The following is a 16,399-nucleotide window of genomic DNA, read 5'->3' as shown; positions in this document are numbered from 1 at the left end:
GCGGCTTTGTTGTTTTAACAAAGTAAAGAGTGACTACGCAGTTTGCGGACGAGGCTTACGACGTTGCCCTGATGGCTTGTTGCCTGACGGTTTACCGTTTGAAGGCTTTGCGCCTGCTGGTTTGCCGCTGTTAGGCTTACGGTTACCCGACGGTTTACCACCGTTACCGTTTTTGCTCGCGTTTGGCTTATTCGCATTCGGCTTGCTACCGCTTGGCTTGCCGTTTGATCGCGCTTGACCATCGCGGTTACCTTTTGGTTTACCAGCGCCAGCTTTGTCAGATCTGTTTTCGCCTTTGCCATTTTTGTTGTCGCTGTTGAAACGACGCTTTGGTTTGTTGTTACCGCCGCTGTTTTTCTTCTCAGCGGTTTGACCGTTTTCACCTTCTGCTTTTGGCTTCTTAGGCTTTTTCGGTTTCTTAGGCTTGATAGGGCGAGTATCAAGCTTCGACTCTGGCAGTACGTTAGTTGGTGCGTAGCCTTCCAGCTCTTTACGAGGAAGCAGCTGTTGAATCAAACGTTCAATCGCAAACAGCTCTGATGCTTCAAGTGCGCACACCAAAGAAATCGCTTTACCTACTTCACCAGCTCGGCCTGTACGACCAATACGGTGAACGTAGTCTTCTGCTACTTTCGGCAGCTCGAAGTTCACCACTTGAGGAAGTTGTGGAATATCGATACCACGAGCAGCAATGTCGGTGGCAACTAGAACGCGAACTTCACCAGATTTAAAGTCAGCCAGTGCTTTGGTACGTGCACCTTGGCTCTTGTTGCCGTGAATCGCAGCTGCTGTAATCTTTTGGTCGATTAGGAACTTGGCTAAGCGGTTTGCGCCATGCTTGGTTTTGGTAAATACCAATACTTGTTTCCAGTCACCGTCTTTGATCAGTTTGACCAACATTGGCGCTTTCTTCTTCACGTCTGCTGGGTAGATGCATTGTTCTACGGTGCGTGCTGTCGAGTTTGCAGGGTTAACTGAAATCTCTACAGGGTTGTTTACCAAACCTTTTGCAAGGTCGCGAATTTCGTTAGAGAAAGTCGCAGAGAACAGAAGGTTCTGACGTTGCTTCGGTAGCAAGTCAAGGATCTTACGAATGTCGCGAATAAAACCCATGTCTAGCATGCGGTCCGCTTCGTCCAGAACCAGCATTTCTAGTTGGTCGAACTTCACTGCATTTTGGTTGTATAGGTCCAATAGACGACCTGGTGTTGCAACCAATACGTCCGCACCTTTACGAAGACGAAGCATTTGCGGATTGATCTTCACACCACCAAATACCACTGCACTCGTTAGAGGTAGGTGACGGCTGTACATGAATACGTTTTCTTGCACCTGAGCCGCAAGCTCACGAGTTGGCGTTAGCACCAATGCGCGGACTTGGTTGCTGCGTACTCGTGGACCGTTAGACAGACGTTCAAGAATCGGCAGCGTAAAGCCAGCCGTTTTACCTGTACCAGTCTGTGCTGCTGCCATTACGTCTTTCCCTTCCAAAACAGCTGGAATTGCTTGTGCCTGAATTGGCGAAGGGGTGTCGTAGCCTTTTTCCTGAATAGCTTTAAGGATTGGAGCAGATAGACCTAACGAGGTAAAACCCATATGTATGATTCTCAATTGTCGTTTTAAATAACAGGCGCGTCGAATTTATGCTCGACACGAAAAGTGCGCCATTCTGAGGCTTTTGTGCGTTGGCTTCAACTATTTCCGTCGTGTATGGATATTTGATGTGGATCTCATTTCTTATCGCGGTGTAAAAATTAGCGCTTTACCTAAAGCTAACTTGAGGTTTTAAGGTGTTTAACAAGCCAAAGGAAGACCCTAATAAATAAGGAACAACGTTATGAAAAGCTATGTTGAACACGCCAATATTTCCGTCGTCGATGCTCGTAAAACCATTGAGTTTCTGACGACAGCTGTCCCTGAGTGGACGATTCGCGGCAGCGGCAAGATAGATGATTGGTTTGGCCGTCCAATTGAATGGTTCCACGTCGGAGATGAACACTCTTATATTGCTATTTCGGATGGCGGTAATGGTGATGCTGAACATTGGACGACACATTTTACTGGAATGAAGCACCTCGGCATCGTCGTGTCAGATGTAGAAGCGTTAGTCGCTCGATTAAAAGAAGTGGGTTATGAGCTTGACCACTGGGGCGCCGATCACCCATTTCGTAAGAACGTCTACTACCTAGAAGATCATGGTATGCAGTTTGAGTTTATTGAGTATCTGTCAGACAAAGACAGCGAACGAAATGATTACACTCAGTAGTGTTTATTGAATCAAGGCTGGAGCAAGGCATAGAGCGTATACCTTGCTCTTAAGAGTGAGGCTAGTGCTTGGCGTGATCCAAAAAGGCTTGTGTTAGCAGTTGGAACAGTGCGTCAGTATCTGGCCTTTCTTCTATGTGATTGAATAGGGGAGTGTGCACATCCCCGCGAATATCATCGTTATGCCCGCATAGACGATTACACAACTGCACAGGTTCAACGATTTTCTCTACATCGGCGTCAATGAGAATACAGGCTTGAGAGAGCACCACTTGTCCGCCACCTTTTTTAAGCAATACACGCTGAGCTGTACCCACCACTTTTTGCTTATTGATATTCAAGTTGTACTCGCCATCACAATAGGAGTTTGGCGTAGCGTGCACATCGACTTGCACTCCAAGTTGCTCGAAAAATGCAGTTAACACAGCGCACAAATCAAGGTACGCTTTTTTGATGTCATAAGGCTGATCTTCCGGCCAGTGATAGATATGCGAGAGGTTAATGATCCCCGGCACTTGCGGTACAGGTGCGCCGCCAGTTTTTCTAGAGAATAGCTTCCAGTTAGTCTCTTCAAGACCTTGTTCAAGCTCGTCTGAAATAGGCCACTTCTTTCCCGCAGGAAGGACGAGCGTTGGGCTTTTCACTTGCCACAACAATAAGACTTGAGAGAGTTGATCCGTCTGCACGAGTTTGATCAGCTCATCTTCTTTACTGAAAGCATCTGCGACTTCAGTGGATTGATAACGGATCAGTTTATTTTTGGAAGCCAAACTCAGTTCCTCTTTTCATCTACCCTTCAGTTTTACTCCAATTCCTTCATAAAATCCAATCACAACTCTGTTTTTGTTTAAAAGTAAATATTCATTAAAAACATTAAGTTAAAACCTTCAGGCTCAAATATCGAGTCAGGTTTACAATTTGTTTTAAATGCAAATGTTGCTGATGCAATGATTGTTATGTAATCTTTATTGTGTATCGCTACTTACATCAAATCGAAAAAGAGAATATCGGTATGAAAAAGAAACTCAGTCTAGTTCATCGAATCAGTTCTATTAGTGCTTATCTGCTTATTATGAGCTTTTTTACCAGTACAGTAGTGGTTGAGCTCTTTGGTAATCAGCATGCAATATTGGCAGTGAAAACCTATATCTCTTACGCAATATGGGCGGTAATGCCTTTAATGGCAGTGGCTGGTATTACTGGGGCAAAGATGGCACCTAATGTGAAAAAAGGCCCATTAGCGGCAAAGAAAAAGCGTATGCCTTTCGTTGCGATGAACGGCATCTTGATTTTGGTTCCGGCGGCGATTTATTTGCAGCATTTAGCCGCAAGTAATCAGTTTGATACGACCTTCTATGTTGTTCAGTTGGTTGAGTTGCTTGCTGGTTTCACGAACCTAACATTGATGACGCTGAACATTTGCGATGCGCGTGCATTAAAGAAGCCTAAGAAAGCTCCTAAACGAGCGGTTATGTAAAGCATAAAAATAATTTGTTGGTCATTGTCTAAACGATAAATAGAATCCGCAGACTATTTAATTCTAAGGCGATGAAATTATGAAAAAGTTAATGACTGCTGCAGCATTAGCAACGTTGTTAACTGGCTGCGTGACCTTCCCAACCCAAGAATCTGAGCAAGTTAAAGTTATTTGGGACGATGCAAGCGCAATCGCGAACTGCCAACACTTAGGTACAGTAATGGGCTCTGAGGGTCACTTCTACGATTACTGGCTACACGCAGATAAAGACATGGTGTGGGGGACGTTAAACCAGATGCGTATCAAAGCCGCTGATCTTGGTGCAGACACGCTATACCTTTACCAACCGCTGGGTTTTTCTAGCTCAGTGACGATGTTCGCCAACGCGTATCAGTGTCAAAACTAAAAGAAAAGCAGACGTTAACGTCTGCTTTCACCGCTATAATTTCGAATGGGACTCACTTAGATTTGCTTCAGTACGTCTGCTAAGCGTGTCACCGCCACTTTCAATTCTTCAGGTGTCGCATTAGTAAAGTTAAGGCGCAATGCCGCTTTTACTTCTGAGCCCTCAGGGTAGAACACTGGGCTCGGTACAACGGCAACACCATTCGCAAGCAGTGATTTTGCCAGTTCGAAAGTATCGCATTCTGGGATCTCCACCCACACGAACATACCGCCATCAACGGGCTTGAGGACGCAGCTTGCTGGAAGCTGTTTTTCTAGCTCTGCATACATCACATCGTAGCGAGACTTGTACAGTTCACAAATGGTGCTGATGTGGGTTTCGAAGTTGTCATGTTGAAGCAAGCCGTGCAGTAGGGCTTGCATCGGGACGCTTGAGTGCAGATCGGCACCTTGTTTGATTTTAATCAGCGGTTCTAGGTAGCTAGTTTTACCCGTAACCACACCGATACGAAGACCTGGTGATGCAATCTTAGAGAATGAACGCAGTACGATAGAGTTCTGTGGACAGAAATCAGAAACCAAAGGCAAAGCTTCACCAGAGAAGCGAAGTTCGCGGTACGGCGCATCTTCGATGAAAGCCACGTTGTATTGAATACAAAGCTCTGCAACCTTTTGACGCGTTTCTAGTGCCCAGCATACGCCTGTTGGGTTATGGAAATCTGGCACCGCATAGAACATCTTCGGCTTTTGCTCAGCGAAGCACTGTTCTAGCTCTTCAAGGTTTGGACCGAACTCAGTTTGAGAAACAGTCACGATATTTGCTTGAACCAAGCCAAACACCTGCATCGCACCAAGGTAGCTTGGGGCTTCCATTACCACTTTGTCACCCGGGTTCACATAAGCGCGTGCAATCAAATCCAAACCTTGCTGAGAGCCCGTAGTGATCATCGCTGTGTGTGTTTCAGGAAGCTTGAAGTAACCGTTTAGGAAGTTAAGTAGCGGTCCATAGCCTGCGGTTGAGCCATATTGGAACACCTCTGGCATGTTGGCCAAGTTTTCAAGCGTCGGCTTCATTAAGTCGATTGGGAAGGTCTTCTCGTCTGGCAAACCGCCAGCAAGCGAGATGACGTTTTTATCGCTAGCGGCAGCGAGGATCTCTCGAATGTACGATGACTTTACTTGTTGTAGTGACTGTGCGATTTCCATGTGTTGTGTTTCTCGTATTTTTTAATTTTGGTTTTATTCAGAAGATAGTACATGGGATTTGCTAACTTAAGTGTGTCCATTTATGCTGTTAAACATGTCCATTTATGCTATTTCAATCAAACGCTAAATTATGAGCCAGCAACAGGTTTCCAGAATCAATGACGTACTGTTCTACATTCACCAAGACATTAGCAGAGAATTATCCGCTAAAGAGTTGGCTGATGTAGCAGCGTATTCTGAGCAGCATTTCCACCGTATTTTTAAAGATGTGGTAGGGGAGTCGATTCATCAATACATTCGTCGCACGAGAATGGAATACGCAGCAAACCAGTTGATGTTCGATACCAAATCGTCGGTATTAGAGATTGCCAATAAGTGTGGCTTCAGTTCTGTGTCGTCATTCAGCCGTGCCTTTAAATCCACGTTTGATATGTCGCCTGGTGCTTGGCGCAAGCATGATTTGCACGTCGCTGAAAAACCGTATCTCAAAGATCCAGAAGTGGCGGCGGGTTACCATCGAGTCGCGAAGCGTACCTTACCGGATCCAAAGATTGTTGAAGTGCCCCAACGCTTTGCGGCTTATGTTCGTCATGAAGGCTACAACCGCTCTATTCGTAATGCTTGGCTGGTGTTAAAAGCGTGGGCCAATTCAGAGAACCGAGACTTCTCTACGCAATATGGTTTGCATCATTCCAATCCGGCTTGGGTTGAGTTGGACAAATGTCGTTATGTGGCGTGCATGGCGATTGATAAACCGCTTAAGTATCGTGGAGTGGTTAACCAGATGACGATTCCGGGTGGCTTACATGCGGTGTTCAGGTTGACTGGTGTGTATGGTGAGCTGCTGCCTCAAATCAGCATGGTATTGGAGAAATGGTTGCCAAACTCGGGCTTTAAGCAACGCTCAACTCCTGCGTATGTGCATTATCATCAAAACCACTTTTTAAATCATGAAGAAGCGTTCGAATTAGATTTCTACTTGCCTATCAGTTTCTTCTAACAATTTCTCTTAAAAAGCTTTGCTTCACGTTCAATGCTTTACTATTGTGTCAGATGAAAATGCCCGACATTTACGCCGGACTTTATAGAATAAGTTGAAAATGAAATGAATATAGAACATCTCAAGCTTTTCGTTCGTTTGGCATCAACGCACAATATCAGCATGGCAGGACAAGAGCTTGGATTATCGCCGGCCGTTGCCAGTGCCCACATCAATAAGTTGGAGGAAGGGCTAGGCGTTCGCCTTGTACACCGAACCACACGTAAGGTCTCATTAACGGAAGAAGGTCAGGCATTTTTGCCACACGCTGAAGAAGTGCTTGCAACGGTAGAAGCGGCGCGAGGTGCGGTAGGAGTAGGTCATAGCGCACCAACCGGCACGTTACGAGTAACGGCTCCAGCGTCGTTTGGGCGTTTGCATCTTGTGCCGGCGCTCAAAGGCTTTATGGCGGCTTATCCCGAGCTTACGGTGGATTTTCGCTTTTCTGATTCCATCATTGATATGGTTGAAGGCGGGTTCGATGTCGCGATTCGTCTTGCAGAATTGAAAGACTCAACGCTGGTGGCACGTAAACTAGCACCAGATCGTCGCATCATTGTCGCTTCACCAGAGTATTTAGAAAAGCACGGAACGCCGAAAACACCGCAAGAACTTGCTGAGCATGAATGCGTGACGCTAATGGGATTGGACAACTGGGTGTTTGAAACCCCAGATGGTCATTATGCGATGCGCGCTTCGGGCAGTTTTAGAACCGATAACGGCGATGCGATGCGCGATGCTTGTATCGATGGACTTGGTGTGTCGATTAACTCGATTTGGAGTGTCTACAAACAGCTTCAAGCCGGTGAGTTGGTCGAAATCTTGGAAAACTATCCATTGGTGATGAACGCCAGCATTTGGGCCGTTTACCCTAGCTCACGTTTGATCGCACCTAAGGTTCGTGCCTTTATTGATTACTTTGCCGAGTATTACGGGCAACCACCTTACTGGGAAACCGAACTGGCAACCTATCAGAAATAAACAAAAACGCTTTCCAATCGGAAAGCGTTTTTTATTGTGTTTATCTAGCGGGAAAGAGAACGACTACCAAGAGAAAGTCTGGATGACGTTGTCTTTTGCCATTGGGTTAGATGCAATCGCGTGATTGATGTTTCTCAGAAAATCTTCGCGTGAATCCAACAGCCACCCTTTTTGTGGAACGATGTTGTTACCATGGTCGCCCCAGTAGAAGGTATCAATGTTCAAGTTTTCGAGTAGGTATTTCTCTTCCTCAAGCACTTGGAGTTGAGTTGGCATAATGAACTCGCCGTTCTTCACTTCTTGTTCCATCACCGTACCTGGCTGAATCGCAAGTGCCATAGGAGCAATTTGCTCAGGGTTGATTTGGTTCAAGATGTCTGTTGTCGCAATAATGTGTTCTTTTGAACGTTCACGACCACCAAGACCAAAGATGAAAGACAGCAATACTTCAATGCCAGCTTCTTTTGCCATTGCCATGCCTTCAATCGCTTGCTCTGGTGACATGTGTTTTTTAATGCGTTCTAGAACAACGCGGTCGCCAGATTCAAGGCCAGAATAGGCCATATCTAACCCCGCATCTTTCAGTTCTTTCAATTCAGCAATGGTTTTACGGCGGAAATCGTTCAGTCCACTGTAAAGAGAAATCTTTTTGCATTCAGGAAAGGTTGAACGCAGTTTGTCGAAGATCTTAAGCAAGTAATCCGTACGTGCCGCCATAACGTTACCATCAATCAAAAAGATCGACTCTACCTGTGGGTAGATCAAGCGTGCTTCTTTAATGTCTTTAAACACGTCTTCAATAGGGCGTACCTTAAAGCGTTTGTCATCAAACATGCTGCAAAACGTGCAGGTGTTGATGCTACAACCCAATGTGGTTTGGATTAAGATGCTGCGGTATTCCGGCCATGGTCGGTAAACTTTGCCCTCATAGTTCATAGTTGGATCTCCAGTTAAAAGCGGGATGATTCGATGTCATCACTCGCGAAAGATAATGGGAACGAACGCGTTTGAGTCTGGCGTTTTTCCCGATGGTTGAAGATTAACAAGAGACGGCTTTGTTGATAATTGGCCTTTATATCGAATGAGTTTTTAGATTTTATTGAAAATGAACAATGATGGCAGTTTTTTAAGCGCGAGACAAAAACGTGAGAAACAGAAACGCTAGAAGCCAGTCCACAGAAAGCATTCCATTGAAACAAGTGCGTAAAAACAACAACACCCAGCCGAAGCTAGGTGTTTAATAGGAATCAACCGTGTGGAATTAAGCGAGTTTAGCAATCACAGCTTCAATCGCGTCTACCACTTGTTGTGATTTAGTGTCATTCAACGCATCACGATGAGGAGCGGCAAAAGCTTCAATGTCGTTGTCGAAGTACGAACCATGCGCTTGAGCAAATTCATCAGATAGTGCAGCACGAATTAGAATGTCTGCGCCCAAACTGATGTCATTACCCGCTATACCGTAAGCGTCTTTCACCATTTTGCTGCCAAGGAATGATTTTGGATTGACGGAAACCACCATAGGGCCGACGTTTTTCAACTGCAATCCCATTACGCGTGACCACATAGTCAGTGCCAGCTTACTTTGAGCGTAAGCTTCACCGTCTGACAGTGGTTTGTCTCCCATCAAGGCTTCGATGCTCACTGGTGCTTGTGCTGCAGAAGATAGGTTTACAACACGACCTGTGTTGCCAAGTAGTGGAAGTAACTCTTTTGTCAGCATGTATGGCGCGATGGTGTTAACGGCAAAGCGCACATCGAGACCTTCTTGAGTTCTTGAGTTAGGTGTCGCGAACACGCCAGCGTTATTGATGATCACATCCAGTTTGCCAAAGCGTTCTGCCACTTCCGCAACCATCTGTTTCACGGCTTTGACTGAAGATAGGTCAGCAACGATGCTTTCCACTTTGCCAGCGTTCATCTCAATCAAGCTTTGCTCTACGTTTTGAACCTTTGCTTCGCTACGGCCGTGTACGATCACGTGGTGACCATCTGCCACTAACATCTTTGCTGTTTCTAAACCAATGCCGTCTGTAGAGCCAGTAATCAGGATGATTTTTTGCATAATTGAGATTCCTTTTGAATTCGATATGCAACAATCATAGTGGCATCTTTGGCGTTCGACTATTGGGAGAGTGAGGGAAACACTTTATAGAAATGATTGATAATCCGAGAGGGGTATAAAAAATAGGGCCGAAGCCCCGTTATTCATTTAACGTTTAAATGAGTCTCAAAACTTAAAGGTTTGCGTTAGTATCGCTACCTTCAGTAACATTTAACCCACTTTCGGATGTATAAATACTGAATGTTTCACCATCCACAATGCCTTCTTCCGAGTCATCGTTAGCGGTACAGGTGTAACCAATTGAGTAAGTGCCAGGTTCTACGTAACCAAACTCATATTGATAAGTGGCACCTTCATCTTCTGTGGTCACATTCGCAGAAGCGATAGGGGCTTGAGACTCACTTGGGGCAAACGATCCCATGTTTGCTTGCGCGATATCACCTTCATAGAGGTATACGGCATGCGCATAACCGTTGCCCGATGTCGTGTCAGTTTCGCAGCCTTGGTAGGTTGTGAGATCAACGCTGCCACCAAGGTTACCAGTCGTAATCGTGTTGATTAGGCTGATTGACGTTCTTTGAATCGTATAACCTTCGTCTTTACCCGTTGCATCTTTTAAGCCTCGACGTAAATCGAATTCCACCACGTAATCGTTGTTGTCTGGATTGACGGCAAATTGGTTATTGAAAAAGAGTACGCCAGAATTAGGCTCATCGCCGACACCTTGTGGGCACTTACCGTTACCCTTTACCGTTAATGGCATTTGGTTTCCTGTGCCTTCTTCAACGACGTAAGATGGGTATTCAGGGTGGTCACCGTCGTTTGCAAAAACACACAGTTGGTAGTTACCAGTAGGAATCACTTCGTTATCAACGAGCTCCTGAGCATCACTGCCCTGAAAATCTAGTAAGTTCACACTCAATGGCAGCGGATCTTCTCCGTCCGGAAGAAGATTACCTTCTTCATCAACGTAGTTGCCATCTTCATCAGTTTTGTAGACGTTGAAGATTTGAGGCTCGCCTTCACCAACAGGAAGAAACGCCACTTTGCTGTAGGTTACTACGACTTCAGAAACATCATCTATGGGCGCGTCTGATACTGAAAGGGTAACGGGAGTAGTTGCGCTAACTGAACTGCTATCTGAGTTACATCCTGCCAGTGCAAATACCACAGCTGCGCCGACCAGGCTAATTTTAAGAGTGTTCATTTGTATTTCCTTTTTAATACAAAACTTATTAAATGTAGCTGAAATTTAGCAATAAACCGCTCTTTAATTGCTAGGTTGTTGCAAGACAATGTCAGTATTAAGAATGAGAATATGTCGTTTGAACGAGTTAAGTAAAAATGTGCTCAAGTCGACGATTTGATGGCGGATGAAATGCTATGGTTATGAATAAGCGTTGCTCAATAAATGAGCAGCTTCTTTAACAAAAATACGCTCAGCCAAAGAGGTCTTTATGTTAGGCGAAAATCACTCACTAACTCATGAATTTCCGGAACATTTGGATACAATCACTCAACTTACGGCGAATGACGCTGACTTCGCTGAAAATGCTAAAAATTACAATACGCTTGATAAGGAAATCCGAGAACTCGAATTGCAAGGGAACCCTATTGACGATCATCAAATGAACACACTCAAACACAACCGTTCAGAGCTGAAAGATTGGCTTTACTCAAAAATTATGAGCGTGTAGTGATAACCTAGTACTGCATTAATGGCGGCTCGAACATTCGGGCCGTTTGTTTTTCTGAGTTTTAACCAACGGGTAGATGCCCTGTTTTTACCCAGATAACCGTTTCTTGAATAACAAAAGGAAAGTGCTCACTCATATGTGGGCTGCGCAGCCACGTGTGTTTTGGATAATTACCAAACTCATCATTGAACTCCCCGGATAGTACGAGGATCTCCTCGCCACCAAAATGATGGTGTGGTTGAAACTTTTCACCTTTTGGCCACTTTACCAATGCAACATGCTCGTGCTCAAAATTGTGCAGTGGCATGACTTTCAGCCCACCAACCCCTGGTAGCCATTCAGCTTGACTGGTGTTAATACGCACTGTTTCAAGATCGTTGGGATCAAACTGGTTCAGTTTTACTAAGAGCACGCAGCCTTTCTTGCTAAAAGGTGCGTGTTTACTTCCTGGAGGGTTACGCAGGTAAGTACCTGCCGGATAGTCCCCATACTCGTCAGAAAATACGCCCTCAAGTACCAATATCTCTTCTCCACGTGGGTGAGGGTGCGTAGCAAACTTCGAGTTTGGTTCGTACTTCACCAAGCTGGTGGTATGTCCTGACTCTTTCGCTTCTCGCTCTAATGGTTTGCGCCATACACCCGCCGCAGGGCTAGCTAACCAATCTTGATCAGAGGCTCTGATAACCAGTCTTTTTGAAAAGTCCATATTTAACATATTGAAATACCGAGTGATTATGAAGAGTGAGTCCAAGTGGGATTCATAATGATATTGAATGAATTGTAGATAACGCTTTCACAAGAGGAAATGTATTTTTCTGTTACATTTTCTTACATTATCCTTGTTGAATACGAATTGTTATATTATAACATTGCGCAAATCTAAACGTTATAACATAACAATAAACAAGGAAAATGCAGTGAATAAAAAATTGGTCTCTCTAGCGGTTGGTAGTTTGTTTGTCTCCCCAGTGTTTGCAGATACACTTTCGAATCCTCAGATTGGAGTGGTACTAGACGGTTACTATCAAGATGGACAGCGTCATAACTCAGAGCGCGAAGAGGGTTTTGGTCTTGGTCATACTGAATTAAATATGTCAGCAAACATTGATGACAAGTTTCATGGTGCACTGACGGCAGTACTAGAAAGCCATGGTGATGAGACAGAGTTTGTTTTGGAAGAGGCATTCATCGAAACACTCGCACTTCCTTATGGTTTGAATGTGCGTGCTGGTCGATTCCTGTCTGACTTTGGTTACCTGAACAATCAACACATGCATACCGACAGCTTTGTTGAGCGCCCAATCGCTTACCGCACGTTCTTAGGTTCGCATTATTACGATGATGGTGTTCGCGCAAACATCGTGTTGCCAACGGATCTATACGTAAAGTTTGGTGCTGAGGCGCTAAGCGGTAGCAAGATGTCTTCAGTTGAAGATGGCTCTGAAGTTGGCGTTTACACGACGACGCTGAAGCTAGGCAGTGATTTCTCTGAATCATCGAGTTGGCAGTTTGGCTTGAGCTACTTGTACAACAAAAATGGCAAAGTGAAAGAGTTCGAAGATCACGACCACGGCCATGAAGAAGAGCATGGTCACGACCATAGCCATGCAGCAGCAGTAACGGGTGAGAACCTTTACGGCGCTGACTTTGTATGGAAATGGGCACCAGATGGTAACTACAAGTACAGCAACTTCACGCTATCTGCAGAATACATGTTGCTTGACGGTGTGGTAGACAGCAAGTTCAAAGATGACGCGGAATCTCCAGACAACCTTACCGCATACTACGTATCCGGTGTTTACCGCTTTAATCCAAGCTGGTCAGCAGGCCTGCGTTACGGTGAAGCAGAAAGCTACGACGGCCACGCACACGGTGACCACATGCATTTCACGGCACTAAACGATAAAGAGATGGATGCTATGATCGCATGGGATTCGTCTCACTTCGGTACTATCCGTGCGCAATACTCTCGCATTGATAACCAAGACAGCGAAACAGACAACGTATTCACACTGCAATATGTGATGACGTTTGGAGCGCACGGTGCACATGCGTTCTAAGCTGACGTTAAGTAAATGCAGTTTAGCAATGATGGCGGCGGGGGCTGCCATCATTGCTTCGCCTGCTTTGGCTCTTAACATCTTCGTTTGTGAGTCAGAATGGAAAGCCTTTCTTGAAAGCCATGCGCCAGACGCCAGCATTTATTCAGCGACAACGGCTAAGCAAGATCCACATTACGTACAAGCTCGCCCTTCATTGATTGCCAAGATGCGTCAAGCGGACATGGCTATGTGCTCGGGGGCTGAATTAGAAGTGGGGTGGTTACCGATGCTGCAAGTTCGTAGTAGCAATGCGGCGGTGCAAAATGGTGCGCCGAGTATGATTTATGCGACGGACTTCGTGCGTATGTTAGATACTCATGATCACGTTGACCGTAGCATGGGAGATATACACGCTCACGGTAATCCACACGTCCAATTTGCAGCTAACGATATGATTCCGCTCTCACGTGCGATCACCGAGCGCTTGAAAACCATCGATCCAGACAACGCCCATACGTACCAATTTAATGGCATGAAGTTCCGTGCTCATTGGCGTAAAAAGCTCGATGAATGGAATGAGAAAGCCGCTGCTTTAAAAGGTAAGCAAGTTGTCGGTTATCACGCGACGTATCGTTATTTGTACGATTGGCTAGGAATGAAGCAGATTGCCGATCTCGAACCTAAACCGGGAATTTCACCGACCACATCTCATCTGCAATCACTCACCAAGTTAAATGCTGACAGCTTTGATGCGATTGTTTACTCGTCTCATCAAGATCAGCGTCCTGCGAACTGGTTGCAGCAGCATACGAAAAAGCCTGTAATTCAACTGCCTCTGACGGTATCTCAAGGTCAAAGCTTGGATAAGATGTACGATCAAGTCATTGATGATTTACTGGATGTGTTAGTGCAGCCTGTACCAGTGAAGATCTAAGCCATGGCAGATTATGCATGGCTTTTACCTGCGGTTTTGTGTGGTTTAATTGCGTTAGTCGGCAACATCGTACTGGGGCAGCAAGTTCTTAATCGCCAGATCATCTTTATTGATTTGGCGGTGGCGCAAGTCGCGGCATTGGGGGCTGCACTAAGCCATTATTGGTTGAGTCAATACGCGCTGTTCTCAGGTTCATTCTTTGGTGAAATGATTGGCCCTTGGGTGATGTCTTTGATGCTGTGCGGTTTGATCGCCCTAATGGAGAAACGATACCAACAGCATTTGGAACCCATGATAGGTAGCTTGTTTGTGGTGTCTGCATCGCTGGCGATACTGCTGGTGAGCAAAGACCCGCATGGCGGAGACTTTATTCAAGGTATCCTTAATGGGCAGCTGTTATGGGCGACTTGGGCTGATGTTTGGCCTTTGGCATTGATTACCGCTGCGATGCTGCTATTGGTATGGTTAAAACCTGCGTTTATGCAGGGCAGTGGTTTCTATCTGATCTTTGCTATCTTGATGCCGATTACGGTCAAGTTAACGGGCATTTATTTGGAATTTGCCTTGTTGGTGATTCCAGTTCTATGTGCAGCGGCATTAAAGGGAACTCGATTCTTTATCGCCAGTATCAGCATCGGTATGGTTGGGATCATATCTGGCATTGCAGCATCGGCTCGTTACGACTTACCAAGTGGAGCGAGTATCGTGATCACACTCTTTATTGCTGGCATGTTGTTTAATCTCTTGCTTCAGCCTTGGTTGCAAAAAGCGCAATCTGAGCGTGAAGAGCGAAGAGAAATCGCACAATGATAAAAAGGCTCCGCGTTAACGGAGCCTTTTGTTTAGCACTGCTTTTTCTTATTAGTAACTACATGATGCGTTACTTGATTGCCTGATAACTCAGCTCTAAAACCCGAATTACTCTACTTCTTGCTATCTTAGCAAGGTTTGAAGATAGGGAGCGTCTGAGGCTTGATGGAATCTGTCAAAGTGTTATCCAGCGCAGGGAATAATTGGTTTATCCCTATTTCAGACAGTCCTAACCACGCCATTAAGCTCGCATGAAGTTGGTCTGAAGAAATGGTTGGAATCACTCGCCCACGGGAGAGTAAATAAGGGCTCTCGTCAGATAAATCTGGGTACTCACCTACAATCGCTTTTCCTGCCACACTGCCACCCATCACTAATGCATGGCTTGCCCAACCGTGGTCAGTGCCATCGGTGCCATTTGGGATCAGGGTTCGGCCAAACTCTGAATGGGTGAAGGTCGTGACTTGATCAAATAAGCTGTGATTTTCTAAAGCTAATTGAAATGCCGCCATCGCTTCTGCCAACTCTTGCAATAGGCCAGTTTGGCGGCTGATTTGTGCAGAGTGGGTATCGAATCCGCCCAACTTGCAACTGAAGTACTGAGCAGGATGTTGGAACTGATCTTTGTGTAGAATCAGCTTAAACACCGCTTTCAATTGTTGACCAATTCGCGTCTCAGGGAAGACATCGGCGATTTCTGAATTCAGAATTGCACTGAACTGCTCATACATTCTGGTTGAATCCACCGCGACGCCAGCATAGTGAGACTGAAAAACGTTACCGTAGTTGCCCGTGCTTTGCAGCTGATCAAACAGAGCACGTGAGCGCTGATCATTGAAAATATCGCTTGGTGGCTGAGACCCTACCGAGTTTGATTGTGCCTCAATACAGTTGGTCCACACTTGTGTACCACCAATATCAAACATGGGTGACAAGTCGTTTAAGCTACGTAGCATCGAGCCTAGTTCAGTGGATGTTTTTGCACCGAAGCCCTCTTTTGATAGTGACTTGGTGGCATGGGATTGAACCATGGTGGATTGATGTGAGTGGCTAAACAGGTGAGCCGGGCGCGTACTTTCGTCATAAAGCATGTTGTTCACGCGTTGTGTCAACGGACCTAGGTTAATCACAGGCACTAGATTCGAGCTGTCCCAATAGGCTTAAGGGCCGCCATAGCAGGGTTGAGTGCCAACTTAGCAGCATCGTTGACTGCGTCTAAGTAGATACAACTGGTTTCATCCAAAGCCAAATTGCCACGCAGCGCGCGATACTGGCTGTTGGCATTAGAAGCCGTCGGGATCAGCATGTTGTAGCCATCATTGCCGCCAGCAAGGTCAATGCCAACCACGGCACGATAACCGTTTTGGCATTGGTTAAATGAGTCAGCAAAAGCTGGAAACGCAGTAAGGTTAAGCGCAGAGATCCCCACACCAGCGGAACTTGCTTGTAAAAATCGGCGTCGAGTTAAGTTCATGATG

16 protein-coding genes and 1 pseudogene are annotated in these 16,399 nt (G+C 45.6%); 9 read left to right on the top strand and 8 right to left on the bottom strand.

What is annotated here, in order from left to right; all coding sequences use genetic code 11:
- Window positions 1-33 precede the first annotated feature (33 nt).
- The gene (locus B853_RS24840) at window positions 34-1,596 is read right to left on the bottom strand and encodes a DEAD/DEAH box helicase (RefSeq protein WP_038886463.1); all 1,563 of its coding nucleotides are present in this window, start codon (window positions 1,594-1,596) and stop codon (window positions 34-36) included.
- Window positions 1,597-1,837: 241 nt separating this feature from the next.
- Here B853_RS24840 and B853_RS24835 point away from each other — a divergent pair, with 241 nt between their 5' ends.
- Window positions 1,838-2,266 carry a VOC family protein gene (locus B853_RS24835; protein WP_038886462.1) on the top strand — a complete coding sequence of 143 codons (429 nt, stop codon included), beginning with the start codon at window positions 1,838-1,840 and terminating at the stop codon, window positions 2,264-2,266.
- Between the two features lie 61 nt (window positions 2,267-2,327).
- Here B853_RS24835 and B853_RS24830 read toward each other — a convergent pair whose 3' ends face one another.
- Window positions 2,328-3,035, bottom strand: a complete 708-nt coding sequence (locus B853_RS24830) for a lipoate--protein ligase family protein (RefSeq protein WP_038886460.1) — start codon at window positions 3,033-3,035, stop codon at window positions 2,328-2,330.
- 242 nt (window positions 3,036-3,277) lie between these two features.
- Between B853_RS24830 and B853_RS24825 the strand changes: the two genes are divergently transcribed.
- Window positions 3,278-3,742 carry a hypothetical protein gene (locus B853_RS24825; RefSeq protein WP_038886458.1) on the top strand — a complete coding sequence of 155 codons (465 nt, stop codon included), beginning with the start codon at window positions 3,278-3,280 and terminating at the stop codon, window positions 3,740-3,742.
- Between the two features lie 79 nt (window positions 3,743-3,821).
- Window positions 3,822-4,148, top strand: a complete 327-nt coding sequence (locus tag B853_RS24820) for a DUF4156 domain-containing protein (protein ID WP_038886457.1) — start codon at window positions 3,822-3,824, stop codon at window positions 4,146-4,148.
- A 56-nt stretch (window positions 4,149-4,204) separates the two neighbouring features.
- Here the strand turns inward: B853_RS24820 and B853_RS24815 are convergent, their stop codons facing one another.
- Window positions 4,205-5,353 carry an aminotransferase-like domain-containing protein gene (locus B853_RS24815; protein WP_038886455.1) on the bottom strand — a complete coding sequence of 383 codons (1,149 nt, stop codon included), beginning with the start codon at window positions 5,351-5,353 and terminating at the stop codon, window positions 4,205-4,207.
- A gap of 130 nt (window positions 5,354-5,483) precedes the next feature.
- On the opposite strand from B853_RS24815, the gene B853_RS24810 reads away from it, so the two are divergent.
- Both B853_RS24810 and B853_RS24805 read left to right on the top strand, forming a co-directional pair.
- Entirely contained in the window at window positions 5,484-6,353 is an 870-nt protein-coding gene (locus B853_RS24810) for an AraC family transcriptional regulator (RefSeq protein WP_038886453.1), read from the top strand.
- Between the two features lie 105 nt (window positions 6,354-6,458).
- On the top strand, window positions 6,459-7,373 hold the full coding sequence (locus tag B853_RS24805) for a LysR family transcriptional regulator (protein WP_038886450.1): 915 nt from the start codon (window positions 6,459-6,461) through the stop codon (window positions 7,371-7,373).
- A 63-nt stretch (window positions 7,374-7,436) separates the two neighbouring features.
- Here B853_RS24805 and B853_RS24800 read toward each other — a convergent pair whose 3' ends face one another.
- From B853_RS24800 to B853_RS24790, 3 genes are all read right to left on the bottom strand, one after another.
- Complete coding sequence (locus B853_RS24800; RefSeq protein WP_038886449.1) at window positions 7,437-8,309, bottom strand: B12-binding domain-containing radical SAM protein; 873 nt, start codon at window positions 8,307-8,309, stop codon at window positions 7,437-7,439.
- Window positions 8,310-8,634: 325 nt separating this feature from the next.
- On the bottom strand, window positions 8,635-9,438 hold the full coding sequence (locus B853_RS24795; RefSeq protein WP_038886448.1) for an SDR family NAD(P)-dependent oxidoreductase: 804 nt from the start codon (window positions 9,436-9,438) through the stop codon (window positions 8,635-8,637).
- 172 nt (window positions 9,439-9,610) lie between these two features.
- Window positions 9,611-10,645, bottom strand: coding sequence for a DUF4382 domain-containing protein (locus B853_RS24790; RefSeq protein ID WP_038886447.1), 1,035 nt, complete (start codon window positions 10,643-10,645; stop codon window positions 9,611-9,613).
- Window positions 10,646-10,895: 250 nt separating this feature from the next.
- Between B853_RS24790 and B853_RS24785 the strand changes: the two genes are divergently transcribed.
- A complete protein-coding gene (locus B853_RS24785; protein ID WP_010452898.1) occupies window positions 10,896-11,135 on the top strand; it encodes an HP1242/YdcH family protein in 240 nt (79 codons plus the stop codon).
- 61 nt (window positions 11,136-11,196) lie between these two features.
- Here B853_RS24785 and B853_RS24780 read toward each other — a convergent pair whose 3' ends face one another.
- Window positions 11,197-11,850 (bottom strand): cupin domain-containing protein, encoded by a 654-nt coding sequence (locus tag B853_RS24780; protein WP_038886446.1) that lies wholly within the window; start codon window positions 11,848-11,850, stop codon window positions 11,197-11,199.
- 202 nt (window positions 11,851-12,052) lie between these two features.
- On the opposite strand from B853_RS24780, the gene B853_RS24775 reads away from it, so the two are divergent.
- Genes B853_RS24775 through B853_RS24765 form a run of 3 tightly spaced genes read left to right on the top strand, consistent with a single transcriptional unit; the run spans window position 12,053 to window position 14,921 of the window.
- A complete protein-coding gene (locus B853_RS24775; protein ID WP_038886445.1) occupies window positions 12,053-13,195 on the top strand; it encodes a membrane protein in 1,143 nt (380 codons plus the stop codon).
- On the top strand, window positions 13,185-14,111 hold the full coding sequence (locus B853_RS24770) for a metal ABC transporter solute-binding protein, Zn/Mn family (protein ID WP_038886444.1): 927 nt from the start codon (window positions 13,185-13,187) through the stop codon (window positions 14,109-14,111). The genes B853_RS24775 and B853_RS24770 overlap by 11 nt, the downstream gene beginning before the upstream one ends.
- 3 nt (window positions 14,112-14,114) lie before the next feature.
- Window positions 14,115-14,921, top strand: a complete 807-nt coding sequence (locus B853_RS24765) for a metal ABC transporter permease (protein ID WP_038886443.1) — start codon at window positions 14,115-14,117, stop codon at window positions 14,919-14,921.
- A gap of 128 nt (window positions 14,922-15,049) precedes the next feature.
- On the opposite strand, the pseudogene B853_RS24760 reads toward B853_RS24765, so the two are convergent.
- Window positions 15,050-16,395 (bottom strand): annotated as a pseudogene (locus B853_RS24760) (DUF1501 domain-containing protein).
- Window positions 16,396-16,399: the final 4 nt, after the last annotated feature.

Origin of the sequence: Vibrio rotiferianus CAIM 577 = LMG 21460 (assembly GCF_002741985.1) — a bacterium.
GTDB classification, from domain to species: domain Bacteria; phylum Pseudomonadota; class Gammaproteobacteria; order Enterobacterales; family Vibrionaceae; genus Vibrio; species Vibrio rotiferianus.
This window is presented reverse-complemented; position numbering and strand designations above follow the sequence as displayed.

Coding starts and splice junctions, on each gene's coding strand:
- B853_RS24765 (WP_038886443.1), top strand. CDS start 14,115: ATGGCAGATTATGCATGGCTTTTACCTGCGGTTTTGTGTGGTTTAATT.
- B853_RS24805 (WP_038886450.1), top strand. CDS start 6,459: ATGAATATAGAACATCTCAAGCTTTTCGTTCGTTTGGCATCAACGCAC.
- B853_RS24820 (WP_038886457.1), top strand. CDS start 3,822: ATGAAAAAGTTAATGACTGCTGCAGCATTAGCAACGTTGTTAACTGGC.
- B853_RS24780 (WP_038886446.1), bottom strand. CDS start 11,850: ATGTTAAATATGGACTTTTCAAAAAGACTGGTTATCAGAGCCTCTGAT.
- B853_RS24835 (WP_038886462.1), top strand. CDS start 1,838: ATGAAAAGCTATGTTGAACACGCCAATATTTCCGTCGTCGATGCTCGT.
- B853_RS24785 (WP_010452898.1), top strand. CDS start 10,896: ATGTTAGGCGAAAATCACTCACTAACTCATGAATTTCCGGAACATTTG.
- B853_RS24840 (WP_038886463.1), bottom strand. CDS start 1,596: ATGGGTTTTACCTCGTTAGGTCTATCTGCTCCAATCCTTAAAGCTATT.
- B853_RS24800 (WP_038886449.1), bottom strand. CDS start 8,309: ATGAACTATGAGGGCAAAGTTTACCGACCATGGCCGGAATACCGCAGC.
- B853_RS24795 (WP_038886448.1), bottom strand. CDS start 9,438: ATGCAAAAAATCATCCTGATTACTGGCTCTACAGACGGCATTGGTTTA.
- B853_RS24790 (WP_038886447.1), bottom strand. CDS start 10,645: ATGAACACTCTTAAAATTAGCCTGGTCGGCGCAGCTGTGGTATTTGCA.
- B853_RS24810 (WP_038886453.1), top strand. CDS start 5,484: ATGAGCCAGCAACAGGTTTCCAGAATCAATGACGTACTGTTCTACATT.
- B853_RS24770 (WP_038886444.1), top strand. CDS start 13,185: ATGCGTTCTAAGCTGACGTTAAGTAAATGCAGTTTAGCAATGATGGCG.
- B853_RS24815 (WP_038886455.1), bottom strand. CDS start 5,353: ATGGAAATCGCACAGTCACTACAACAAGTAAAGTCATCGTACATTCGA.
- B853_RS24825 (WP_038886458.1), top strand. CDS start 3,278: ATGAAAAAGAAACTCAGTCTAGTTCATCGAATCAGTTCTATTAGTGCT.